Annotated in this window: 14 protein-coding genes; 11 read left to right on the forward strand and 3 right to left on the reverse strand. The window is 73.7% G+C overall.

Translation table 11 applies throughout. The features are described 5' to 3' along the window. Window positions 1-54 precede the first annotated feature (54 nt). Together BLW76_RS29375 and BLW76_RS29380 are read right to left on the reverse strand one after the other, a co-directional pair. Window positions 55-1,440, reverse strand: a complete 1,386-nt coding sequence (locus tag BLW76_RS29375; RefSeq protein WP_091313371.1) for an MFS transporter — start codon at window positions 1,438-1,440, stop codon at window positions 55-57. Next, on the reverse strand, window positions 1,437-3,431 hold the full coding sequence (locus BLW76_RS29380) for an MMPL family transporter (protein ID WP_091313372.1): 1,995 nt from the start codon (window positions 3,429-3,431) through the stop codon (window positions 1,437-1,439). The genes BLW76_RS29375 and BLW76_RS29380 overlap by 4 nt, the downstream gene beginning before the upstream one ends. 284 nt (window positions 3,432-3,715) lie before the next feature. Here BLW76_RS29380 and BLW76_RS29385 point away from each other — a divergent pair, with 284 nt between their 5' ends. The 3 genes from BLW76_RS29385 (at window position 3,716) to BLW76_RS29395 (ending at window position 6,956) form a co-directional block, all read left to right on the forward strand. Beyond that, window positions 3,716-4,960, forward strand: coding sequence for a PucR-like N-terminal domain-containing protein (locus BLW76_RS29385; RefSeq protein ID WP_091313374.1), 1,245 nt, complete (start codon window positions 3,716-3,718; stop codon window positions 4,958-4,960). Between the two features lie 138 nt (window positions 4,961-5,098). Further along, a complete protein-coding gene (locus BLW76_RS29390) occupies window positions 5,099-6,190 on the forward strand; it encodes an aldose epimerase family protein (protein ID WP_091313375.1) in 1,092 nt (363 codons plus the stop codon). Window positions 6,191-6,239: 49 nt separating this feature from the next. Continuing rightward, window positions 6,240-6,956 carry a transporter substrate-binding domain-containing protein gene (locus BLW76_RS29395; RefSeq protein WP_091313378.1) on the forward strand — a complete coding sequence of 239 codons (717 nt, stop codon included), beginning with the start codon at window positions 6,240-6,242 and terminating at the stop codon, window positions 6,954-6,956. Window positions 6,957-6,961: 5 nt separating this feature from the next. Here BLW76_RS29395 and BLW76_RS29400 read toward each other — a convergent pair whose 3' ends face one another. Continuing rightward, a complete protein-coding gene (locus tag BLW76_RS29400; RefSeq protein ID WP_091313380.1) occupies window positions 6,962-7,471 on the reverse strand; it encodes a DinB family protein in 510 nt (169 codons plus the stop codon). A gap of 200 nt (window positions 7,472-7,671) precedes the next feature. Between BLW76_RS29400 and BLW76_RS29405 the strand changes: the two genes are divergently transcribed. From BLW76_RS29405 to BLW76_RS29440, 8 genes are all read left to right on the forward strand, one after another. Continuing rightward, a complete protein-coding gene (locus BLW76_RS29405) occupies window positions 7,672-9,270 on the forward strand; it encodes an AMP-binding protein (protein ID WP_091313381.1) in 1,599 nt (532 codons plus the stop codon). 427 nt (window positions 9,271-9,697) lie between these two features. Next, window positions 9,698-10,789: a J domain-containing protein gene (locus BLW76_RS29410; protein ID WP_091313383.1), complete on the forward strand. Its 1,092-nt coding sequence runs from the start codon at window positions 9,698-9,700 to the stop codon at window positions 10,787-10,789. 42 nt (window positions 10,790-10,831) lie between these two features. Next, window positions 10,832-11,494, forward strand: a complete 663-nt coding sequence (locus tag BLW76_RS29415; protein WP_091313385.1) for an HAD family hydrolase — start codon at window positions 10,832-10,834, stop codon at window positions 11,492-11,494. Between the two features lie 95 nt (window positions 11,495-11,589). Beyond that, window positions 11,590-13,377, forward strand: coding sequence for a glycosyltransferase (locus BLW76_RS29420; protein WP_091313388.1), 1,788 nt, complete (start codon window positions 11,590-11,592; stop codon window positions 13,375-13,377). After that, on the forward strand, window positions 13,370-16,255 hold the full coding sequence (locus BLW76_RS29425) for an AMP-binding protein (RefSeq protein WP_091313390.1): 2,886 nt from the start codon (window positions 13,370-13,372) through the stop codon (window positions 16,253-16,255). Before BLW76_RS29420 ends, BLW76_RS29425 begins: the two co-directional genes overlap by 8 nt. Next, a complete protein-coding gene (locus tag BLW76_RS29430; RefSeq protein ID WP_091313392.1) occupies window positions 16,252-21,474 on the forward strand; it encodes a non-ribosomal peptide synthetase/MFS transporter in 5,223 nt (1,740 codons plus the stop codon). The genes BLW76_RS29425 and BLW76_RS29430 overlap by 4 nt, the downstream gene beginning before the upstream one ends. Beyond that, a complete protein-coding gene (locus tag BLW76_RS29435; protein ID WP_091313395.1) occupies window positions 21,471-23,042 on the forward strand; it encodes an AMP-binding protein in 1,572 nt (523 codons plus the stop codon). The genes BLW76_RS29430 and BLW76_RS29435 overlap by 4 nt, the downstream gene beginning before the upstream one ends. After that, entirely contained in the window at window positions 23,039-23,644 is a 606-nt protein-coding gene (locus BLW76_RS29440) for a LysE family translocator (RefSeq protein WP_091313396.1), read from the forward strand. Before BLW76_RS29435 ends, BLW76_RS29440 begins: the two co-directional genes overlap by 4 nt. Window positions 23,645-23,684 lie beyond the last annotated feature (40 nt).

Here is a 23,684-nt window from a genome sequence, read left to right on the forward strand (position 1 = left end):
CCGCGCCGATGCGGTTGTCAACGATTCAATCGTGGATACTCATGGGGAAACGGGTTACGGGACAGCACGTTTGTCACGCGGCGACGAGGTCTCGGCGGGGCGGGTGCCCGGGATGCGCACGGCCAGCAGCGCGCCGGCGAACGTCAGCCCGGCCGCGGCGAGCAGGCCCGCGGTGTACCCGCCGGCCAGTGCCGCCCCGGCGGGCACGCCCGCGTCGAGCCGCGCCGCGCGCACCGCGGTCAGCACCGCGCCGATCAGCGCGACGCCGAGCGCGCTCGACAGTTCCCGGGCCGCGGTGAGCCAGCCCGACGCCGTGCCGGAATGCCGCTGCGCCACCACGTCCAGCGCGTGCGACGTCATCGGGACGGTGAACGCCGAGCCCGCGCCGATCAGGACCATGCCCGGCACCCGCGGCCACAGCGCGGGAACGTGGTTCACCGCCGCGAGGGCGAGCAGCCCCGCCCCGACCACGGCCAGCCCGGCCGCGACGGTCCGAAGTGGACCGTGCCGGGCGGTGGCCGCCGGCACCAGCGGCGTCGCGGCCACGACCGCCACCGCGACCAGCACCAGGGGCAGCCCGGCGCCGGCCGGGCCGAGCCCGAGGAAGTCCTGGTGCAGCAACGGCGTGAAGAAGAAGACGCCGGAGATCCCCAGTCCCCACAGCAGCTGCAGGCCGAGCGAGCCCAGGAACACCGGGTTCCCGGTCAGGGCCGCCGGAACCAGCCGGCCGGCTGCCCGCCGTTCCCGGACGAGGAACGCCACCCCGGCCGCGATCCCGGCCGCGAGCAGCGGAAGCCGCCACCGGGGTTCGGCCAGCGCGGTGGTGACCAGTACCAGGCTCGCCGTCACCAGGACCATCGCCGCCGGCGGTGGCGTGCGGGTGCCCGCGTCGCGGCCGGGCGCCACGGTGCCCGGCAGCAGGGCGAGCATCGCGGCCACGAACGGCAGGTTGACGTAGAAGATCCAGGGCCAGCCCCAGTATTCGCTCAGGACACCGCCGAGCGCGGGCCCCAGGGCCAGCGCGGCCGCCAGGCACGCGGTCCAGACCGCGGCGCCGAGCGTCCGGCCGCGCGCGTCGAGGTTGGTGCGCAGCAGGCTCAGCAGCCCCGGCACCAGGAACGCGGCCGCGATCCCCTGGAGCACCCGGGCGGCGACGAGCAGCCACGCCGTGCCGGCCAGGCCACCCGCCGCCGCGCCGAAGCCGAACAGCAGGAGGGCACCGGTCAGGGCCGGCCGCCGTCCCCAGCGGTCGACCAGCGCCCCGGCCGCGGGCAGGAGCCCGGCGAACGGGAGCATGTAACCGAGCGCGATCCACGGCAGCGCCTCGACGGCCAGGCCGAGATCGCGGGCGACCGACGGCGCTCCCGCGGCGACGATCGTGTTGTCCAGCGTCGTCACGAACGCGCCGAGCGCGAGCACGACCAGGGTCCGCCGCGTCATCGCACGCTCCCCGCCAGCTCGCCGGCGGCCACGGCCTTCCGGCCCGGGAACCACCAGTTCGCCGCGCCCAGCCGGGCCATCACCGCCGGGACGAGCACGCACCGGACCACCACGGCGTCCAGCAGCACGGCGACGGTCAGCCCGACGCCCGCCTCGCGCACCACCCGGGCGTCGACGAAGGCGAACGACACGAACACCAGCGCCATGATCAGCGCGGCCGCGGTGATGGTCCGGCCCGTCGCGGCGACGCCGTCGACGATGGCGGCGCGGGTGTCGCCGTGGCGGCGCCAGGCCTCCTGGATGCGGGCGATGAGGAAGACCTCGTAGTCCATCGACAGTCCGAACAGCCCGGCGAACAGGAACACGGGCAGGTAGGGCTCGATCGGGGCGCCGAAGGCGAACACCACGGCGCCGGTCGTCGCGGCCGCGGTCAGCAGGTTCATCAGCGCCGCGGTGAGCGGGATCAGCACGCTGCGGAACACCCAGGCCAGCAGCAGGACGGAGATGCCGACGACGGCCGCGAGGAACAGCGGCAGGCGGTCGGTGATCGCCGCGGAGAAGTCGGCCCGTGCCGCGACGACCCCGCCGACGTGGGCGTCCGGGCTGCCGATGACCCGGGCCATCACCCGCGTCGAGGCGAGCAGCTCACCGGTCGCCGGATCGCTCGGCCCGGTCCGCGGGATCACCGTGAGCAGCCAGACGTCCCCGGGCAGCGTGGCGGGCGGTCCGACGTCGGCGCTGGCCAGGAGTGCTTCCCGCAGGTCGCCCACCGCCTCGCCGCCCCCGGTCCCGACCACCAGCAACGGCGCGTCGGCGCCCGGCCCGAAGCCCTCTTCCAGGAGCTCGGCGGCGGTCCGCGTGACGCTGCCGGGCGGGTCGAGCGCGGCGTCGGGCACGCCCAGCCGCAGCCCGGTCATCGGCAGCGCGAGCACGGCCACGACCAGCAGGGCGGCGAGGGTGTACGGGCCGGGCCGGGCGGTCACCGACCGGGCCAGCCGGGCCCACCGGCCGTCCCCGCCGTCCGGGCGCACGCGCATCCGGCGGGCGAGGAGCCGCAGCAGCGCGGGCAGCAGGGTCAGCGCGGCGAACGCGGTCAGCAGCACCGAGACCGCGGCGGCGACCGCGATCCCGTCCAGGAACGGCATGCCGACGGTGAACATCCCGGCCAGCGAGACGCACACGGTGACGCCGGCGAAGACCACGCTGCGGCCGGAGGTCGCGGCCGCGACGGCCAGGGCCGCCGCCGGTGGGGCGCCTTCCCGGCGGCCCTGCCGGTAGCGGGTGAGCACGAACAGCGCGTAGTCGACGCCGACGCCGAGCCCGAGCAGCGCGGCGATCTCGGTGCTGATCTTCGGCACGGTCATGACGTGCGACAGCAGCGTCACGGCGGCCAGGGCGCAGCCGACCGAAACGGCGGCGGTGAGCACCGGGAGCAGCACGCAGGCGAGCGAGCCGAAGGCGACCAGCAGCACCACGGCCGCGGCGAGCAGCCCGATCCCGGCGTTGCCCAGGTCGGGCGCGGCGGCCGTCATCGCGGCGAGCTCGCCGGACACCCCGGCGGTGAGGCCGTCGGCGGCACGGACCGCGGCGGCCAGCGCGTCGGCCGTCTCCTGCCCGAGGTCGGCGGCCGGCGCGTCGAAGCGCACGGTGAGCACCGCCGTCCGCCGGTCGGCGGACAGCTGCCCCGGCGGCGGGTCGACGGCCGTGACGTGCGGCAACGCCGCCAGCCGGGCGGCGAGCGCGTCGAGCCGGGCGCGGCCCGGGCCGCTGTCGACGGGGCCGTCCGGCGAGCGGACGACGACGCGTTCCCCGGCGCCGGTGGCGCCCAGCAGGTTCGCCGCCGCGGTGCTGTCGGCGGCGGGCAGGTCCACCGTGTCGCGGAAGGCCGGGCCGGCGTGCAGCGCGGCGGCACCGAGCCCGCCCAGCGCCACCAGCCACAGCACGATGACGACGCCGGCCCGGCGGAAACACCAGGAAACGAGCGCCGTCATCGGTTGTTCTCCTCCCGCGTGCCGGTTGATCACGCTAACAACGCGGCGGGTGGCGAAGATACCGCCCGAGCTCACAAATCGAATTCCGGAAACCTTTGCCGCGGTTAGTGTTCCCGCATTTGTCCGGCAGGTGACAAACTCCGGGGCAGCCGTTGATCCCGGCGTGACAGAACCCGCTCCCGGCGCAGAACCGGCGGTTGCCAAGTCCGATCCCGTGTGAGTACATGGCGTCCGCGCCGACGACGGCGCGAACTTTCCACGACGCGCGGCAAGGGGTGTGAGCCATGACCCGGACGATCACGCAGGCGATCCCGCAGCCGCGGGGCACCGGCCGCGCGCGGCAGCTGTGGTGCTCGCTGCCGACGGAAATGGCGCGCCGGTTCCGGCCGCACGCCGACCCGCTCGCGCGGCGGATCCTCGAGGAGGTCCAGAAGGCCGTCCCCGAGTACGCCAGGCCCCTCGAAGGCGAGTTCGGGAAGATGATCGTGCTGGCGATCGAGCAGGCGGTGCTCGGCTGCATCGACAGCATCGAGGACCTGGCGTCCACACAGGACAATGGGGCGAAGCTGTTCGCGGAGGTCGGCAGGCGGGTGCACCACGACGGCGGCAGCCTCAACTCCCTGCAGGCCGCCTACCGCGCGGGCGGCCGCGCGGCGTGGCGGTACGTGGCCGAGCTGGGCCAGGCCCACCGCTTCCCGGCGGCGGTGCTCTGCATCGGCGCGGAGGCGATTTTCGCCTACGTGGAAGAGATTTCCTCCTACTCGGTCGAGGGCTACACATTGGCGCAGGCGATGGCGGCAGGCACACTCGAACGACGACGGCGCCGGCTGTTCGAGCTGCTGCTGGCCACCCCGCCGTCCTCCCCGGCCACCCTGGACACGATGGCCAAGGCGGCGCAGTGGACGATGCCGGAGTGGGTCACGGTGATCGCCCTCGACCCGCGGAGCGACCAGCATCCGCCCCCGACGCCGCAGCTCGCCGCCGACGTGCTGGTGGACCTGGACGGCCCCGAACCGTGCCTGCTGACACCGAAGCCGGACCGGGACCTGAGAGGCCTCGAAGGCCGCCTGCCGGGCTGGCGCGCGGCGGTGGGCCCCCGGGTCCGCCCGGCGGAGGCGGCGACGTCGCTGCTGTGGGCCCGCCGCACACTGGACCTGGTCCGCCGCGGCCTGGCCGGCGACAGCGCGGTCACCCACACGGACGACCACCTGGCGACGCACTGGCTGCTGATCGACCGGTTCCTCCTGGACGAGCTGTCGGCAAAGGCACTGGCACCGTTCGCGGGCTTGACACTGAAGCAGCAGACGCGGCTGTCGGAGACGTTGCTGAGCTGGCTGGAGCACAACGGAAACACGCCGGAGATCGCGGCGGCCCTGCGGATCCATCCCCAGACGGTCAGGTACCGCGTGAGCCAGCTGAGCGACCTGTTCGGCGACCGGCTGGCGGACCCGGCGAAGCGGCTGGAGATCCAGATGGCGTTGCGCGCCCACCACCTGCTGGGCACCCGCCCGGCAGCGGGCGAACACTGACGGGCCCGGGAGCGCGTGCGGGCTTCCACCGGTGTCGCGACGTTCGCGCCCGCGGCCGGACCCGGCTGACAGCGGCAACGCGGTCGGCTAAGGTCTTCCCGGGCTGTTAGCGCTAACAGCCGGTTGGAGGACCCAGCGATGACCGAGTTCGAACTCACCCGCGAGTTGTTCGGCCAGGCCGACGGCGCCGACGTCCATCGGTACACGCTGGGGCGGCCCGGTGGGCCCGTCGTGCGCGTGCTCGACTACGGCGGCGTGCTCCAGTCCTTCGAAGCGCCGGACCGCGACGGGCAGCCCGGCAACGTCGTCCTCGGCTTCGCCGATCTCGGCTCCTACGTCGCCAACAACCGGCCCGATGCGGACCGGGTCTTCCTCGGCTCGGTCATCGGGCGGTTTGCCAACCGGATCGGCGGTGGCACCTTCACCCTCGACGGTGTCCGGTACCGGGTGCCGCTGAACAACGGGAAGAACAGCCTGCACGGCGGCCCCGCCGGGTTCGACACGCGCGTCTGGGACGCGACCGAAATCCGTGACGACGACGGCGTCGCCGTGCGGCTCACGCTGGTCAGCCCGGACGGCGACCAGGGCTACCCCGGCCGGCTCTCCGTCGAGGTCACCTACCGCCTCGATGCGCGCGATCGGCTGCGCATCACCTACCGGGCCACCACCGACGCGCCGACCGTTGTCAACCTCACCAACCACACCTACTGGAACCTCGCCGGCGAAGGGACCGGCGACGTCCACGGGCACCGGCTGGAGATCGCCGCGAGCCGGTTCTGCGCCACCGGTGATGATCTCATCCCGGCCGGTGAGCCGGTTCCGGTCGAGGGCACGCCGTTCGACTTCCGCCGGGCGGTGGCGATCGGTGCGCGCATCGGTGAGGCCGATCCGCAGCTCGTGATCGGGCAGGGCTACGACCACAACTGGGTGCTCGACGACGGCTCGCCGTTCGCCGCCCGGGTGTGGGAGCCGGTGTCCGGGCGGGTGCTCACGATGTGGACCACCGAGCCGGGGCTGCAGTTCTACTCGGGCAACTACCTCACCGCGGCGCTGACCGGCACCGGTGGCCGCCCGTACCACCGCGGAGCCGGCTTCGCGCTGGAGGCGCAGCACTTCCCGGACTCCCCCAACCGGCCCGACTTCCCCAGCACCGTGCTGCGGCCCGGCGAGGTCTACCACCAGGAGACGGTGTACGCCCTGACCACCGCGGACGAGCCACCCGTGGCGTGAGCGACAATCGCGCGGCGGACGCCCGCGACCGCCGTTACCCTCGCCGGTCATGGGAGACCTTTCCGCCGTCGCCGGGGACCTCGCGCCCACCGGCACCCTCCGCGCCGCCGTCAACCTGGGCAATCCCGTGCTCGCGCACGGCACGCCGGCGGAGCCGGGCGGGGTCACGGTCGACCTCGCCCGCGAAGTGGCCGCACGGCTGGCCGTTCCGGTGCGGTTCCTCTGCTTCGACGCGGCCCGGAAGTCGTTCGAGGCGCTGACCTCGGGCGCGGCCGACCTCGGCTTCCTGGCCATCGAACCTGCCCGCGCGGACCGGGTGGCGTTCACGGCGCCGTACGTCGTCATCGAAGGCGTGTATGCCGTCGCGGAGGACTCGCCGTTCGCCACGACGGCCGACATCGACCGGCCGGGCGTCCGGATCGGCGTCAAGGAGGGCTCCGCGTACGACCTGTACCTGACCCGGACCGTGCGGCACGCCACGATCGTGCGCGGCGCGGACGGCGTCACGGCGTTCGAGGACGGCGGCCTGGAGGTCGCCGCCGGGATCCGGCAGCCGGTGACCGCCTACGTCGCCGCGCATCCGGGCACCCGGGTGCTTCCCGGGCGCTTCATGGAGATCCGGCAGGCCGTCTGCACCACGCCGGACCGCGGTCCGGAGACGATCGCGTTCTTGAACGACCTGGTCGAGGAGCTGAAGGCGACCGGGTTCGTCGCCGACGCGCTGCGCCGGGCGGGCCAGGACGCCACGGTCGCCCCGCCCGCCTGACGGCGCTACTTGCCGGTGACGCCGTCGACCAGCTCGCGGCCGACGTCCAGGTGCCCGGCGTGCCGGGCGAAGCTCTGCACCAGGTGACACAGGATCCACGCGAACGTCGGGTGTTCTTCGGCCCCACCGCGGCGGGTCGTGCGCACGGCCCGGCGCTCCAGCGGCGTGACCGCGGCGAGCCGGGCGCAGTTTTCGCGCTCCGCCAGGAAGAAGGCCGTGATGTCCGCCGAGGGTTCCTCCGGCGCGACGAACCACTCCTGCGCGGCCGTGCCGGGCCAGGAGAAGTCGACGTCCTCGCCGGAGAAGAGGTACCGGATCCAGAAGCGTTCGGTGCAGGCGAGGTGCTTGACCATGCCCAGCGGCGTCCAGCCCGAAGGCAGCACGCTCCGGCGCAGATCGCGCTCGGAGAGACCGTCGAGCTTGCGCAGGACGGCGGCGGCGTTGTGGTCGAGGTAGCCCAGCAGCAGGGCGCGCGGATCGGCCAGGGTAGGCGGGGGTTCGGGAGTCTCGACCATGATCGAAAAGCTACTGGGCGACCACCCGCGGTGACGGGTTCCCGCGCCCTCACGACGGGGTGACCTCCGCCCGCGACAAGGCGGACACTCGCCGTATCGCTGTCTCGTCGCCATCGTCAAGGGCGCGACATTGCGCCTTCTCGACGGTCGCAACGAGTGCTACGTTCCTGAAGGGGACCGAGCGAGACAGAGGGGCTGCGATGAGGCTTACTCCCAGCGCTCACACCGACTCGTTCTGCCGCGACCGGCTGCCGCCGTCCGAGCAGTGGCCGCGGCTGGTGTTCGACCTGCCGGAGCTGCGCTACCCCGACCGGCTCAACGCCGCGACGGCCTTGCTCGACGACACCGTTGCCCGCCTCGGCCCGGATCGGCCCTGCCTGCGCTCGCCGCACGAAACGTGGACCTACGGCGACGTCCTGGCGCGCGCCAACCGGATCGCCCACGTACTCACCGCGGAGCTCGGGGTCGTGCCGGGCAACCGCGTGCTGCTGCGCGGTACCAACACGCCGTGGCTCGCGGCGTGCTGGCTCGGCGTCCTCAAGGCCGGCGCCGTCGCCGTCACGACCATGCCGATGCTGCGCCGCGGCGAGCTCGCCAAGATCACCGAGCGGGCGCGGCCCACGGTGGCCCTCTGCGACGAGCACCTGCTCGACGAGCTGCCGCCCGGGCTCCCCGTGGTGTCCTACGGTGCCGCGTCCGATCACACCGGGCTCGCCGAACGCTGCGCCCGGCACCCGGCGACGTTCGCCGACGTGCCGACGGCCGCCGACGACGTCGCCCTGCTCGCCTTCACCTCCGGCACGACCGGGACGCCGAAGGCCACGATGCACTTCCACCGCGACCTGCTCGCCATCGCCGACACGTTCTCCCGGCACATCGTCCGGCCCACCCCGGACGACCTCTTCTGCGGGACCCCGCCGCTGGCGTTCACCTTCGGCCTGGGCGGCCTCCTGGTGTTCCCGCTGCGCGCCGGCGCCTCGGTGCTCCTGGTGGACCGCGCCACCCCTCGGGAGCTGGCCTCGATCGTCGCCGAGTACGGCGTGACGGTGCTGTTCACCGCACCGACCGCCTACCGCGCGATCCTCGGCTCCGGTGACGGCCCGCTGCTGGCCGGGGTGCGCCGTGCCGTCTCCGCCGGCGAAGCGCTGCCGGCCGCCGTCGCCGAGCAGTACCGCGACACCGTCGGATCGCCGTTGATCGACGGCATCGGCAGCACGGAGATGCTGCACGTGTTCATCTCCGCGGCCGGCGACGACGCCCGCGTCGGCCGGACCGGCAAGGTCGTTCCCGGCTTCCGCGCCGCCGTGCTCGACCTCGACGGCCACCCGGTGCCGGACGGCACGCCCGGACTGCTCGCCGTCCAGGGCCCGACCGGCTGCCGCTACCTCGGCGACCCGCGGCAGACCGACTACGTCCGCGACGGCTGGAACATCACCGGCGACACCTACGTGCGCGAACCCGACGGCTACTTCCGGTTCGTGGCGCGCAGCGACGACATGATCGTGTCTTCCGGTTACAACATCGCGGCTCCCGAGGTCGAAGAGGTGCTCCTGACGCACCCGGACGTCGACGAGTGCGCGGTCGTCGGCACGCCCGACCCGGATCGGGGCGCGGTCGTGACCGCCTTCGTCGTGCTGCGGCCCGGCGTCACCCCGGGCCCGGACGTCGTGCACGCCCTGCAGGAGCACGCCAAGGCCGTGGCCGCGCCGTACAAGTACCCGCGCCGGGTGCGGTTCCTCGACGCGCTGCCGCGCAATGCCAGCGGCAAGCTGCAGCGGTACCTGCTGCGCGAGCGCTGACGGGGGTGACGGGCCCGCTGCCGAGGTGGGGTGGCGGTGGACCCGTCACGTCTGAGGGAGGACATGCCTCAAGCCTAGCCACGGATTCGAACACATGTTCAGGGCCATTCAGGTAGTTCTCGACTACGAAACGTCACCACAACACCGGCTTTCCCCGCCGCACCAACACTTCCGGGTGACAAACAGTCCTCTGTGGACACCGAAGGACCACGGCAAACGAGCCACCGGCGCCGCCCGCGACACCGTCACCCGGACCGCCGGCCGGGCCGGACCGGCGCGGCCGTTTCCCTGCCGTCACCGGGAAAACTCCACACACCGCGCTGACCTGCACGGAGGACCATCACCCTGGCGCGCCGCCGAGGCGGTGACAACGCCCGCGACCCGACCCCATAAAGTCTTCGCGCAGCCATCGGAGGTGACCACCCGCGTGCCCGACGTCGACTACTACGAGGTGCTCGGCCTCCGTCGCGACGCCACGGCGGCCGACGTCAAGACGGCCTACCGCAGGCTGGCCAAGACGATGCACCCGGACGGCGGCGGCACGGTCGGCACGTTCCGCCTGCTGCGCGAGGCCTACGACGTCCTGAGCGACCCGGTCGCCCGCGCCCGCTACGACACCGGCGGCGCGACGGTGGTCCCCGTCCCGGTCCGGCCCCGGCCGCGGCGGCGCTTCGGCGACGAGCCCGGCTTCGTCCCCGACCTGCCCGAGCTGGACGCCGAAGACCTGAGCTGGTGGCACTTCGCCGGCGAGGACACCCGCATGCGGCACGGCCGCCGCCGCGGCCCCGGCCACACGCCGGTCGTGGTCGCGGTCGCCGGGATGGTGCTGGTGCTCCTGCCGCTGGTCACCGGCGTCGGGTTCAGCACGCCGGTGCTGCTCGTCTGGCTGCTGCTGACCGCCGGCACGGCCCTGCTGGTGCAGCGGCTGGCGCGCGGGTACCTGCGGGCCGCGAAGGCCCGCGAGGCGTACGCCGAGGAGTTCGGCGGCCGCACGGTCTTCGGCGCGCCCGGCACCGAGCGCGACGAGCTGGCCGAGCGGCTCACCGCCGACCTGCTCGAGGGCTACCTGACCCGGCTGCCCGGCGCCCGCATCTTCCACGGGCTCGCCTGGCCGGGCTCGGTGTTCGCCGACGTCGACCACGCGGTGCTGTGCGGCAAGCGGCTGGTGCTCATCGAGTCGAAGCTGTGGCTGCCGGGCCACTACGAGACGGCCGAGGACGGCAGGCTGCTGCGCAACGGCCGCCCGTTCCGCGGCGGCGGGAGCCGGCTCGCCGAGAGCCTGGCGGCCTACCGCGACCTGCTCCCGGGCGTGGCGCTGCGCGGGGTGATGATCGTGTACCCGAGCCGCAGTGGCGACCTGACGACGGCGGACCCGGGCGATCTGCCGGTCGCGCCGATGACGCCGGAGGAGTTCCTGCACGAGATCGGCGAATGGCTCGCCGCCGATCCGTCCACTGTGGACCACGAGACGCTGCGGACGATGCGCGACCAGGTGGTCGGCGGCGGCCGGGCGGCCTGACCCGGTTCCGCGAAAAGCGATCGGCTGCCAGACTCCCCACTCGTGCGCGCGCTGATCTTCGACTTCGACGGGCTGCTGGTGGACACCGAGGCCTCGGCCTTCCACGCCTGGCGGCAGGTGCTGGCCGAGCACGGCGCCGACCTGCCGCTGCCGGCCTGGCAGGCGGTCATCGGCGGGCAGTCGAGCGTCACCGCCGTGCTGACCCACCTGGAAGCCGCGATCGGGACGGTCGACCGCGAGGCCGTCGTCGCGCGGTGGCGGGAGAAGCACCTGACCACGGCCTCCCGGCTGCCGCTGCGGGACGGTGTCGGCGAGTTCCTCGAGGCCGCGCGGGCCGGCGGGCTGCGGCTCGCCGTCGCTTCGGGCGCGACGCGCGACTGGGTCGGCGAGCACCTGGAACGGATCGGGGTGCGCGGCCACTTCGCGGTCGTGTCCGCCTTGGACGGGCACCGGCCCAAGCCCGCGCCGGACGTCTACCTGGCCGCGCTCGACGCACTCGGGGTGCCCGCCGCCGACGCCGTGGCCTTCGAGGACAGTCCGACCGGCGTCGCCGCCGCGGTCGCGGCCGGACTGCGCTGCGTCGCCGTGCCGAACGAGGTGACGTCGGGGCTGGGGTTCCCGGGCGCGGAGCGGGTGCTGCCGTCGTGGGCCGCGATCACCCTGGGCGATATCACCCATGATCGATCAAAATGCCACAGAGATTGACAGGACGATGGCCCCGATGTGAAGCTCATCAACCAGGATCGAACAGTCTGCGACACTGGGGGGTCAGATGTCGGGAGTGATGGGGCACCGCGGCCATGCGGCTCGCGCTTTCCTGTCGTGACCTCGCCGCCGACCGGTTCCTCGGCGACGGCGCCCGGGTCTTCGCGCGAGCTCGCGCGGCGGCCGAGGCCGGCCACCGGGTGTTCCTGGTCGCCGAGAAGCTGCCACCGTCGCGGAAGGACGATCGCGTCGCGTGGGTCCCGACCGCGCCCGCGCGGCCGGACCACCGCTACTTCGCCGAGGCGCACCGCTACGCCGACCGCGTCCTCGACACCCTCCGCACCCTCGGCGACCTGGACGTCGTGGAGTTCCTGGACGCCGGTGCCGAAGGCCTGAGCACGATCCGGGCGAAACGCCTGCTCGGCGAGTTCGGCGGCACCACGCTGACCGTCGTCCGCTGCCCGTGGTCGACCGCCGGCGGCGGTCCCGCCGCGCACCGGCCGCTCACCGCGGAGCACCAGTTCACCGTGTTCGCCGAGCGCTACTGCGCCGAGCACGCCGACGTCACCACCGCGGTCACGACGTCGGTGACACCCACCGCGAGCCGGACCCGGCCCGCGGTGTGGCGGCTCGGCGCGTACCGGCCGGACGCCGGGATCGAGACGTTCCTCGACGCGGCCGCGCTCGTGCTCGACGCCCACCCGGGAACCCGGTTCGAGCTGCGCGGCGAGGACACCCCGACCGATCCGCTCGGCCGGTCCTATCGCGACCACCTGCGCCGCGGCCTGCCGGCACACCTCTCCCGCGCGGTCACCTTCGGCGGCCCGCCCGGAGACGAGCCGCCGGGTGCCCGCTGCGTCCTCCCGGCCGGCGACACCGAATGCCCGAGCACCGCCGCGTTCGCCCTGGCGCGCGGGAGCACCGTCGTGGCGCCGAAGGGTAGTACCGCGGCCGACGTCGTCGAGCGGCACGGCGGCGGCATCGTCGTCGCCCCCGACGACCCGGCCGCCCTCGCCGAAGCCCTCTTCGCCGACGCACCGGAGTGCGCCGAGAGCCGGCCAGTGCTCCACTTCCCGCAGGTCGAGCCCGTCGCCACGGCGGTCGAGCCGGGGCTGGTGAGCGTCGTGATCCCGCTGTTCGACCAGGGCCGGTTCCTCGACGGCGCGCTCGCCTCCGTGCGTGCCGCCGGGTATGCCGACGTCGAGATCGTGGTGGTCGACGACGGGTCCACCGATGCCGGGACGGTCGCCGCGTTCGACGCGTTGACCGACGTGGTCAAGGTGCGCCAGCCCAACGCCGGGCTGTCCGCCGCCCGCAACGCCGGGATCGCCGCGAGCCGGGGCGAGTACGTCGTCCCGCTCGACGCCGACGACGAGCTGCCGCCGGGCTTCCTCGGCCCTGCCGTCACCGCGCTCGCGCGCCATCCGGAACTGTCCTATGTAGTCGGTCACGTGCGCTACACCGGCCTGCTGGACCACGTCCAGGCGCCGCTCGGGCACGCCGGCGACGTCAGCACGGTGGTCAACACGCACGGCCGCGCGACCGGCGTGTTCCGCAGGGAGGCGCTGCAGGCCGTCGATGGGTACGACGAGAGCCTGCCCGCGTACGAGGACTGGGACCTGTACCTGCGGCTGGCCCGCGCGGGTTTCGAGGGCGACGTCGCGCCGGTCGAGGGCCAGCGGTACCGGCGGCACGCCGATTCGATGACGTTCGGCCACAGCCGCGACGACCGGCGCGAGCTCACCCAGCTGCTCCTCAGGAAACACGCGGCGGACCTGCCGCCGGACCGGTCGCTGCCGCTGCTGCTGACCCTGGCCGAGCTGTGGAAATCCGGGTACGAGCCGAGCGCGTCGGCCCGGCTGCTGGAGGCGGGCGATGGCTGACACCATTCCCGGGCTGCTGCGCGACCGCGCGGCCCGCGAACCCGACCGCGTCGCGATCCGCGTCGGCGCGAACGCACTGACGTTCGGCGCATGGCACGACCGGGCAGCGCGGATCGCGGGCGGACTGGACGTCCGGCGGGGCGACCGCGTCGGGCTGCTCTTCGACGAGCACGACTGGCTCGACTTCGCGGCCGCCTACGTCGGGGTGCAGGCGGCCGGGGCGGTCGCGATGCCGATCTCCGCCCGCACCCCGGATCCCGAAGTCACCAGGCTGCTCGCCGACTTCGGCGCGGTGGGGCTGATCCGTGGCTCAGGTCTCGACGCCCAGGGCCGGCCGGTCGAGGAGGTCATCGCGGACCGGCCCGGCGGCGTCGACGTCGGGCCCGGCGACCTCGCCCAGATCCTGTTCACGTCGGGGACGACGGGCCGGCCGAAGGGCGTCAGCGCGACCCACGCCAACCTGACCCACGGCTACCACCCGCGGATGCGGCGGCGGCCGCTCGCCCACTCGAAGCTGTTCCTGCACGCCTTCCCGCTCGGCACCAACGCGGCGCAGACGATGCTGTTCAACGCCCTCACCGCCGAGCCCGCCGCACTCGTCCTCCCCCGGTTCGACGCCGAGGAGTTCTGCCGGCTCGTCGAATCCGAAGGCGCCGGGACGGCGTTCCTCGTCCCGGCGATGGCGATCGACCTCGTCGCGAGCGGTGCGCTGGACCGGCACGACCTGTCCTCGGTGGTGATGCTCGGCTCGACGGCCGCCGCGTTGCCGCCCGAGATCGCCAAGGCCCTGGCCACGGCGTTCCCCAAGGCCGACATCGTCAACTACTACAGCTCGACCGAGGCCGCGCCCGCCCAGACGGTGATGATCTTCGACCCGGACCGGCCCGCGGCGGTCGGGCAGCCCGCCGACGGCGACCTGAAGATCACCGACGCGGACGGCCACCCGCTGCCGGCCGGCGAAACCGGCGAGGTCTGGCTGCACTCCCCGACCACCGCGCGGACCTACTTCGGCGACGCGAACGCGACTTCGGCGGTGTTCCGCGACGGCTGGATCCGCATGGGCGACCTCGGCCGGCTCGACGACGAGGGCTACCTCTACCTCGTCGACCGCGAGAGCGACGTGATCAAGTCCGGCGCGTTCAAGATCTCGACCCTGCGGATCGAAGCCGAGCTGTACACGCATCCGGACATCCGCGAGGCCGCCGTGCTCGGCCTCCCGCATCCCGTGCTCGGCTCGGTCCCCGCCGCCGCCGTCGTCCTGCGCAAACCGGTCGACGACCTGCGCGCCTTCGCCGCCGGCCGGCTGGCGCGGCACGAGATCCCGGCGCGCTGGCTGGTCGTCGACGCGCTGCCCCGCAACGACGCCGGGAAGGTGCTCAAGCGGCAGCTGCGAGACCTCTTCGACGCGCCTTCCGAGCCCGCCGCTCCCGCCTCGGACGTCGAGGCGCGGCTCGCCGGCCTGTGGGCGCGGGCGCTCGGCCGGGACGTCCCGGCGGGCGCCGACTTCTTCGCCGCGGGCGGGGATTCGTTCGCCGCCGCCCGGTTCGCCGCGCTCGCGACCGAGGAGTTCGGCGTCGAGGTGCCGGTGTCGTTCGTGTTCGACTTCCCCGGACTCGCCGCCCAGGCCACCCACCTGCCCGACCGCCGATCCGCACCGGCCGAGGCCGACGTGCCGGACGGCGTCCCGCTCAGCTCCCTGCAGGAGTACTTCCTGCGGTGGCTCGGCGAGACGGCCGAGCCGCGGGCGGTCTCGGCGGTCGCGGTGGCGATCCGGATCACCGACCTCCTGGACGTCCGGGCGCTGCGCCGCGCCTTGGACGACGTCGTCGCCCGGCACGACGCGCTGCGCACGGTTTTCCCGGGAGGCCGCGCCGTGGTGCTGGACCGCTGCGAACCGGACTTCGACGAGGTCTTCGCCGACGATCCGGTGCGCCAGGCGTGCACCGAGCTGGAGCGCCCGTTCGACCTCGAACGCGGCCCGCTCGTCCGGGCGCTGGTCATCGAGGAAGGCCCGGAGGAGTTCGTGCTGGTGCTCGGCGTGCACCACCTCGTCTTCGACGGGCACTCGATGGGCGTGCTGCTGCGCGAGCTCGGCGAATGTTATGCGGGTCAAGGTCATCGGCTGCCGCCCGCGGGCCGCGCGGCCGACGTCTCGGCCTGGGCGCGGACCCGCTGGCCCGCGGCACGCGAGTTCTGGCAGCGCACGCTCGACGGCGCCCCGGCCGCCCTCCCCGGCGCACCACGCGCGGCCGCAGTCCCGGCGTTCGAAGGACATTCCGTGCCCTTCGAGATTCCGGTGGAGCTGTCCGAGCGGCTGCGGAAAGCCGTCGCCGAGCGGCGCGCGACCGTCTACATGGGACTCCTGGCCGTGTGGGCGAAGGCGATGGCGGAGTGGGCGGGCAGCGACGAGGTCGTCGTGATGTCACCGCTGCCCGGACGCACCAAGCCGGAGTTCGACGCCGTGGTCGGCTGCCTGGTCCAGTCGCTGCTGCTGCGGATCGACGTCTCCGACGACCCGCCGTTCGACCGGCTGCTTCCCCGCGTCCGGCGGGTCGTGCTCGACGCGACCGAGCACCAGTACCACCCGTACGAGGAGTTCAGCCGCCGGATCCCGCAGCCGGCCTGGCTGCGCTTCGAACGCTGGGGCGGGCCGGTGCACTTCCCCGGCCTCGACTCCGGGCCGGTCGAGCTGCCGCGCGAGCTGATGTTCGCGTGGCCGATGCCGGGCCCCGACCTGAGCGTGCCGGAACTGGCGCTCACCGAGCACCCGGACGGCCGGATCACCGGCTGGCTCGTGCACAACCGGCTCACCTACGCGCCGCCGGAGATCGACCGGCTGGCCGAGCTCGTCCTGGCCCAGCTGAAGGAGGTCCGATGAGGCAGGCATCGCTGGCCCAGAACGGGATCTGGTTCACCGAGCACGCGGTCGACGCGGGGTCGGCGTACCACATCCCGCTGTCCGTCGTCCTGCGCGGCGACCTCGACGTGGCCGCGCTGGAAGCGGCGTGCGGCGACGTCGTCACGCGGCACCCGCTGCTCGCGTGTGGACTGTCCGAAAGCGACGGCTCCCTTACCCTCGTCGAAGAGGATCCGCCGGTCCTGGAGCGCGCTGCGGGTACCCGGCGTGAGCTGATCGCGCGGCCGTTCGGCGACGGCCCGCTGTCCCGGTTCGTCCTGTTCGAGGACCACGAGCTGCTGATCGTCGTGCACCACCTGGTGTTCGACGGCGCGTCGAAGGACGTCCTGCTGCGCGACCTCGCGGCCTGCTACAACGCTCGCGTCGCCGGGACCGGGCCGCAGCTCCCGGCCGCGCCGCCGGACTACCGGGAGCACGTCGAGGGCGAGGCCGAACGCGTCGCCGCGGCGCTCGAGCAGGCCAAGGCGTTCTGGGCGACGCGGCCGCTTCCCGAGGACGTCGTGCTGCCCGGGCTCGACGGCCCGCCGGACGCCCGGGACGGCGAGTTCGTCAAGCTCACCCTGCCCGCCGGGCTGCGGGAGTCGGCCCGCGACCTCGGGCTTTCGCAGTTCGAGCTGCTGCTCGCCGCGATCCAGGTGCTGCTGTTCCGGTACGGCAACGCGCGGCCTGCGGTGGCGATCGACCTGTCGACGCGCACGCCGCGGCACCGGCACGCCGTCGGCGTGTTCGTCAACGAGCTGCCGATCGCCCTCGACGCCGACGCCGCAACGCCGTTCCGGGCGTTCGGGGAAGGCGTGCGGGCCGAGCTCCGCGAGCTGTACCGGCACTGGGAAGTGCCACTCGCCCGGGCGGTATCGGGCGTCCGGCCCGCGACCGCGCTCGCGCCGGTGTCGCTGAGCTACCGGGACCGGGCCAAGGCGCCGGAGTTCACCGGCCTGGAAGCCACCGTGGACTGGACGGAGTTCGCGTTCGCCGCGCGCAACGCGCTGCACTTCCAGGTCGTCGCCGGGGACGGCGAGCCCACGCTGATCCTGCAGTACAGCAGCCGCCGGATCGGCCACGCCGACGTCACCCGGATCGGCGAGCACCTGCGCACGCTGCTGGCCGCCGCCGTCGGCGCGCCGGACACCCCGCTCGGCGAGCTGCCGGTGCTCGGCGACGCCGAGCTGGCGAACGTCCTGACCGCGTGGAACGACACGGCAGGGGACTTCCCCGAGACCACGCTGACCGCGCTGGTCGAGGCACAGGCGGACCGGACGCCGGACGCGGTGGCGGTCACCTTCGACGGCGTCGAACTGTCCTATGCGGAGCTCGACGCCCGCGCCAACGGCATCGCCCGGCAGCTGCGCGGCCAGGGCGTGGGCCCCGATGACGTCGTCGCGATCTGCGCCGAACGCTCGCCCGAGCTGGTCGTCGGGCTCCTCGCGATCCTCAAGGCCGGGGCGGCCTACCTGCCGCTGGATCCCGAATATCCCGCCGAGCGGCTCGCGTTCATGCTCTCCGACGCCGCCCCCGCCGCGATCCTGACCCAGCGCCGCCTGCTCGACGAGCTGCCGCCCCTGGAGCGCAAGCCGATCCAGCTCGACGACGTCGTCCGCGGCGAGCGCCTGGACCCCGTCGCCGGGCCGGACAACGCGGCCTACGTCATCTACACCTCGGGCTCGACCGGCCGCCCGAAAGGCGTGGTCACCGAGCACCGCGCGATCGTCAACCGGCTGCACTGGATGCAGCGGACCTACGGGCTCGGCGCCGACGACGTGGTGCTGCAGAAGACCCCGGTGAGCTTCGACGTCTCGGTGTGGGAGCTGTTCTGGCCGCTGACCACCGGCGCCCGGCTGGCACTCGCCAAGCCGGGCGGGCACAAGGACGCCGCCTACCTCCAAAGCCTGCTCGCCGCGGGCGTCACGACCGCCCACTTCGTCCCGTCGATGCTGGAGGTGTTCCTCGCCGAGGAGACGGCCGGCGCACCGGCCCTGCGCCGGGTGATCTGCAGTGGCGAGGAACTGCCAGCCGGCCTCGCGCGCCGGTTCACCGCCCGCTTCCCCGGCGTCGAGCTGCACAACCTGTACGGCCCGACCGAGGCGGCGATCGACGTCAGCCACTGGCACTGCCGGCCGGACCTCCTCGACGGGCTGACGCGGGTGCCGATCGGGCGGCCCATCGACAACGTCCGGCTGTACGTCCTCGACGCCGGACGGCGGCTCGTCCCGCCGGGGACACCCGGTGAGCTGCACATCGGCGGCGTCGGCGTCGCGCGCGGCTACCTGAACCGGCCCGAGCTGACCGAAGAGAGGTTCGTGCCGGACCCCTTCGAACCCGGCTCGCGGCTGTACCGGACCGGCGACCTGGCGCGCCACCGGCCCGACGGCACCCTCGAGTTCCTCGGCCGGATCGACACCCAGGTCAAGATCCGCGGCCAGCGCGTCGAGCTGGGCGAGATCGAGGCCGCGCTGCGCGGTGACGACGTCCGCGACGCCGTCGTGGCCCTGCGCGAGGACCGGCCCGGCGACCAGCGCCTGGTCGCCTACCTCATCGGATCGGCGCGACCGGAGGAGCTGAAAGACCGGCTCAAGCGCCTCCTGCCGGACTACATGGTGCCGAGCGCGTACGTCGCCCTCGACGCGTTTCCCCTGACCCCGAACGGCAAACTCGACCGGAACGCCCTCCCCGCACCCGCGCCGTCCACAGTGGACGCGGGCGGTACCGAGCCGCGCACGGATGTCGAAAAGCTGATGGCGCAGCTCTGGCAGGAGGTGCTGGGCCTCGACCGGGTCGGCATCGACGACGACTTCTTCGACCTCGGCGGGCACTCCCTGCTGGCCACCAAGGTCGTCTCGCGGCTGCGCCGCCGGCTGCCCGAGGGCTCGCCCGGCATCACGGTGATGGACGTCTTCGCCGAGCCGACGATCCGCGAGCTGGCCGCGATGATCGAAACCCCGGACGCGGAAAGCCGCGCGGGCAAACGGCTCTACGAGCTGACCCGGCCGCTCCCCGACCACGAACGCGTGGTGACCTACGTCGGCGTGCCGTACGCGGGCACCAGCGCGGTCGTCTTCCAGCCCCTGGCCGACGCGCTGCCACCCGGGTGCACGCTGTTCGCCGTCGCCCTGCCGGGGCACGACCCCGGCATCGTCGAGGAATCGCTGCCCCTGGAGGAGATCGCGCAGGAGTGCGTCGCCGAGATCCTCGAGCGCGTCACCGGCCCCCTGGTCCTCTACAGCCACTGCCTGGGCAGCGCGCTGACCACGGAGATCGCGCGGCGGCTGGAGGCGGCCGGGCGCGAGATCGACGCGATCTACGTCGCCGCGAACTTCCCGTTCGCCCTGCCGGTGCGGGGCGCGCTCGGCAAGCTCGGCCAGCTGACCAAGCTCAAGCGGCTGCGCAGCGACCGGTCGTGGGCCAACTGGCTGCGCGGCATGGGCGCCGACCTCGAAGGCCTGCCGCCCGAAGAGATCCAGCTGATCGTCAAGCTGATGCGCGAGGACGGCGCCCACGCCGAGGACTACTTCTCCGCGCTGCTCGACACCGGCGCCGCGAAGCTGCGCGCGCCGATCATCTCGGTGGTCGGCGAACGCGACCCGATCACCGAGTACTACCAGGAGCGCTACCGGGAGTGGCAGATCGTCACCCGGAAGACGGCATTGGTCGTCCTCGACGAGGCCGGGCACTACTTCCTGCGGTTCCGTCCCGAAGAACTCGCCGAGATCATCACGTCCGTGCACCCGGCCCTCGCGGCCGGGACCACCGACGAGCTGACGCACGAGGCCCGCGGCGAGGACGCGAGCTGGTGGTTCACCGAGGTCTCCGAAGCACCCGACGACCTACCGCCACCCCGGACGCCGCAGCCGAGCCTCGGGCGGTTCCTCACCGTCGCGGCCGGGCAGCTCGTGTCCATCACCGGCTCGCAGCTGACGGAATACGCGATCCCGCTGTGGATCTACCTCACCACGGGCTCGCTGACGTCGTACGCGACGTCGTGGATCTTCGGCATGCTCGGGCTGTTCCTGGCCCCGGTCGCCGGGGCGATCGTCGACCGGTGCGACCGGCGGAAGGTGATGCTGGCCGCCGACTGCGCGTCCGGCGTCATCCAGGCCGTGTTCGCGCTGATCTACTTCACCGGGGAGCTGCGGATCTGGCAGATCTGGATCGGGCTCGGCCTGCTGTCGGTGGCACTGGTCTTCCAGCGGCTGGCCTACCAGTCCGCGGTGCCGCAGCTGGTGCCGAAGCACTTCCTCGGCCACGCCAACGGCGTCGTGCAGCTCTCGACGGGTGTCGGCCAGTTCATCGCGCCGCTGCTCGCCGCCGCCGCGATCTCGCTGTTCAGCCTCGGCGGCATCCTGGTGTTCGACCTGGTCAGCTTCGCGATCGCGGTCACCGTCGTCGCCGCGGTGAAATTCCCGCGGTCGATGCCGCACAAGCACCGCGAGTCGCTCGGCCGCGAGATCGTCCACGGCTGGCGCTATTCGGTCGGCAACCGCTACATCCGCGGCATGGTCGCCTACATGGGGCTGCTGAACATCTTCCTCTCCGCGGTGATCCTGCTGATCTTCCCGCTGGTGCTGTCCTTCGGTTCCCTGTCCACCGTGGCCACGGTGTCGTTCCTCGGCGGGATCGGGGCCGCGCTCGGCGGGCTGGCGATGTCCATGTGGGGCGGGCCGAGCCGGCGGCGGATGCGCGGGATGCTGACCGCGGGCGTCGCGATGGGCGTCTGCGGCGCGGTCGCCGGGCTGCACGCCGGCATCGCCGTCGTCGCGACCGGGCTGGCCGGGATGTTCTTCTGCGTGGCGCTGGTCAACGGCATCCACGCGACGATCGTGCAGGTCAAGGTGCCGCAGCGGTACCACGGCCGGGTGTTCGCGCTCGACCAGATGATCGCCTGGTCGACCATCCCGCTCGGGCTGATCGTGGTGGCGCCGCTGGTGATCGGGCTGTTCGAGCCGCTGCTCATGCCCGGCGGCGGGCTCGCCGAGAGCGTCGGCGCGGTGCTCGGGACCGGGCCGGGCCGCGGCATCGGGTTCAGCTACGTCGTGCTCGGGCTGCTGATCGTCGCGCTCGGCCTGGGGGCGCTGCGCACCCGCGTGCTCTCGCGCTTCGACGAGGACATGCCGGACGCGCTGCCCGACGACGTCGTCGGCATCCAGGCCCTGCGGGAACGGCGGGGAGAAGGAGCGCGCCGATGATCGAACCGGCCCGCGACGACCGGCCGGCGTTGCTCGCCGAGGACGGCACGGTCACCACCCACCGCGAGCTGGCCGGCCAGGTCGACGTGCTGTCCGCCTGGCTGCGCGGGATCGTGGAGCCGGACCAGGTCGTCGCGGTGGCCATGGGCAACACGCCCTCCGCGGTCGCCATGCTGCTCGCGACGGCGTCGGTCGCGGTCTGCGCGCCGCTGCCGCCCGGCGGATCGGCCGAGGGGCTGGGCGCCTCCGTGGTCATCGCGGAAGCGGCCGAGGCCGATGTTCCGGTGGTCCGGCCGTTCGACGACGTCGGGCGGGTAGCCGGGCCGCGGTGTTCGGTGCCGGGAACTGCTCTGCTCGTACGGACCTCCGGCAGCACCGGCGCGGCGAAGCTCGTGCCGCTGTCCGGTGACGCCGTGCGGTACGCGGCGTCGCTGGTCGCGGAGACACTCGAACTCACCCCGGCCGACCGCGCGCTGAACGCGCTGCCGTTGCACCACACGCACGGTCTCGTCGGCGTGGTGCTGTCGAGCCTGACGGCCGGTGCGAGCGTCGTCTGCCTGCCGGGCTACCGCGACGACGGGATGCTCGCCGCGTTCCGCGCGTTCACGCCGACCTGGTACAGCGCGGTTCCGGCGATCCACGCGCGCGTGGCCGCGTTCGCCGCCGACGGGAAACTCGAGGGACACCGGCTGCGGTTCGCGCGGTCGGCGTCCGCCCCGCTGCCGGAGGCCTTGCGCCGTCGGCTCGGGGACGCGCTCGGCGTCCCGGTGCTGCAGGCGTACGCGCTGACCGAAGCGCCGGGCGAGATCTGCGCGCACCGCCCGTCGGTGCCGGTGCCGCCGGGCACGGTCGGGCCGCCGGTCGGCTGCGAGGTCTCGGTGGGCGCGTCGGGCGAAATCCTGGTGCGCGGACCGCACGTCTGCGCCGGCTATCTGTCCACAGTGGATGGCCCACTGATCGGGCACCCGGATGGACTGCTGGCCACCGGCGACCTCGGGCGGCTCACCGAAGAGGGCGAACTGGTCCTGGCCGGGCGCCGCGACGACGTGATCAACCGCGCCGGCGAGAAGGTCTTCCCGGCGGACCTGGAGAACGTCCTGGCCGGGCACCCTGGCGTGACCGACGTCGTGGTCGGCGGTGCGGCCGACCCGGTGCTGGGCGAGGCCGTGGTCGCCGTCGTCGTCGCCGGGGACGTCACCGACGACGACCTCCGCCGGTTCTGCGCGCGGACGCGCCCGGCGCACGGCCCGGACCGGATCGCGCGGGTCGCCGAGATCCCGCGCTCGGCCACGGGCAAGGTGAACCGCCGCGCGCTGGTCGCCTCGCTCGGCCCCGCGCCCGAAGCCGCCGACGTGCTCGACGCCGTCGCCGCCATCTGGGCGGAGGTGCTGTACCTGCCTTCGCCCGATCCCGACACCGGGCTGGACGAGCTGGGCGGCGAGTCGCTGCACGGCGCCCGCATCGAGGCGCTGGTCGCCGAACGCCTCGACGTCCGGCTGCCGCCGTCGGCCGTCCTGGACCGCGGGATGACCATCCGCAGGATGGCGGCCCTGGTCCGGGATTCGTGAGCCCTGCCGCCACCCTCGCCACGGTGCTGCTGGCCTACCTGCCGGCCGCGGTCACCCCCGGCCCCAACTTCGTGCTGATCGCGCACACCGCCGCGGCCGGCACCCGGCGCGCCGCGGTGGCCGTCGCGCTCGGGGTGGTCGTGGCGGGTGGCCTGCTGGCCGCGGTCGCGGTCTTCGGGCTCGGCAGCCTGCTGGCCCGCACACCGTGGCTGGCGACGGCGTTGCGCGTGGTCTGCGGCGCGTACCTCGCCTGGCTCGGCGTGCGGCTGTGGCTCCGGGCCCGCGCCCCGGACACGGCCCCGCCGTCGGGTCACGGCAGCGCCTTCCGCCAGGGCGTGGTCAGCAACCTGACCAACCCCAAGGCCGCCGCGTTCTTCGGCAGCGTCCTCACCGCGACCCTGCCCCCGGCCGAACCCACGGCCGTCAAAGCCGCCGCGGTCGCGCTGATCGTCACCGCCTCGGCCGCGTGGCACCTGAGCGTGGCCCTGTTGTTCTCCGCGTCTTCGACCCAACGCTGGTACGCGCGCGCGAAACCGGCGCTCAACCGGGTCGTGGGCACGATTCTCGTCGTCCTTGGCCTCGTGCTCGCCTGGACGCCGTGAAGGCCTCCCCGCGCGCGGCGAGGAGGCCTTCACGAACGAG

Origin of the sequence: Amycolatopsis tolypomycina (genome assembly GCF_900105945.1) — a bacterium.
In the GTDB taxonomy this organism is placed as follows: Bacteria; Actinomycetota; Actinomycetes; order Mycobacteriales; family Pseudonocardiaceae; genus Amycolatopsis; species Amycolatopsis tolypomycina.

What these genes read in the sequence shown, in the direction of transcription:
- BLW76_RS29375 (WP_091313371.1), bottom strand. Translation starts at nt 1,440, where the DNA reads ATGACGCGGCGGACCCTGGTCGTGCTCGCGCTCGGCGCGTTCGTGACG.
- BLW76_RS29380 (WP_091313372.1), bottom strand. Translation starts at nt 3,431, where the DNA reads ATGACGGCGCTCGTTTCCTGGTGTTTCCGCCGGGCCGGCGTCGTCATC.
- BLW76_RS29385 (WP_091313374.1), top strand. Translation starts at nt 3,716, where the DNA reads ATGACCCGGACGATCACGCAGGCGATCCCGCAGCCGCGGGGCACCGGC.
- BLW76_RS29390 (WP_091313375.1), top strand. Translation starts at nt 5,099, where the DNA reads ATGACCGAGTTCGAACTCACCCGCGAGTTGTTCGGCCAGGCCGACGGC.
- BLW76_RS29395 (WP_091313378.1), top strand. Translation starts at nt 6,240, where the DNA reads ATGGGAGACCTTTCCGCCGTCGCCGGGGACCTCGCGCCCACCGGCACC.
- BLW76_RS29400 (WP_091313380.1), bottom strand. Translation starts at nt 7,471, where the DNA reads ATGGTCGAGACTCCCGAACCCCCGCCTACCCTGGCCGATCCGCGCGCC.
- BLW76_RS29405 (WP_091313381.1), top strand. Translation starts at nt 7,672, where the DNA reads ATGAGGCTTACTCCCAGCGCTCACACCGACTCGTTCTGCCGCGACCGG.
- BLW76_RS29420 (WP_091313388.1), top strand. Translation starts at nt 11,590, where the DNA reads ATGCGGCTCGCGCTTTCCTGTCGTGACCTCGCCGCCGACCGGTTCCTC.
- BLW76_RS29425 (WP_091313390.1), top strand. Translation starts at nt 13,370, where the DNA reads ATGGCTGACACCATTCCCGGGCTGCTGCGCGACCGCGCGGCCCGCGAA.
- BLW76_RS29430 (WP_091313392.1), top strand. Translation starts at nt 16,252, where the DNA reads ATGAGGCAGGCATCGCTGGCCCAGAACGGGATCTGGTTCACCGAGCAC.
- BLW76_RS29435 (WP_091313395.1), top strand. Translation starts at nt 21,471, where the DNA reads ATGATCGAACCGGCCCGCGACGACCGGCCGGCGTTGCTCGCCGAGGAC.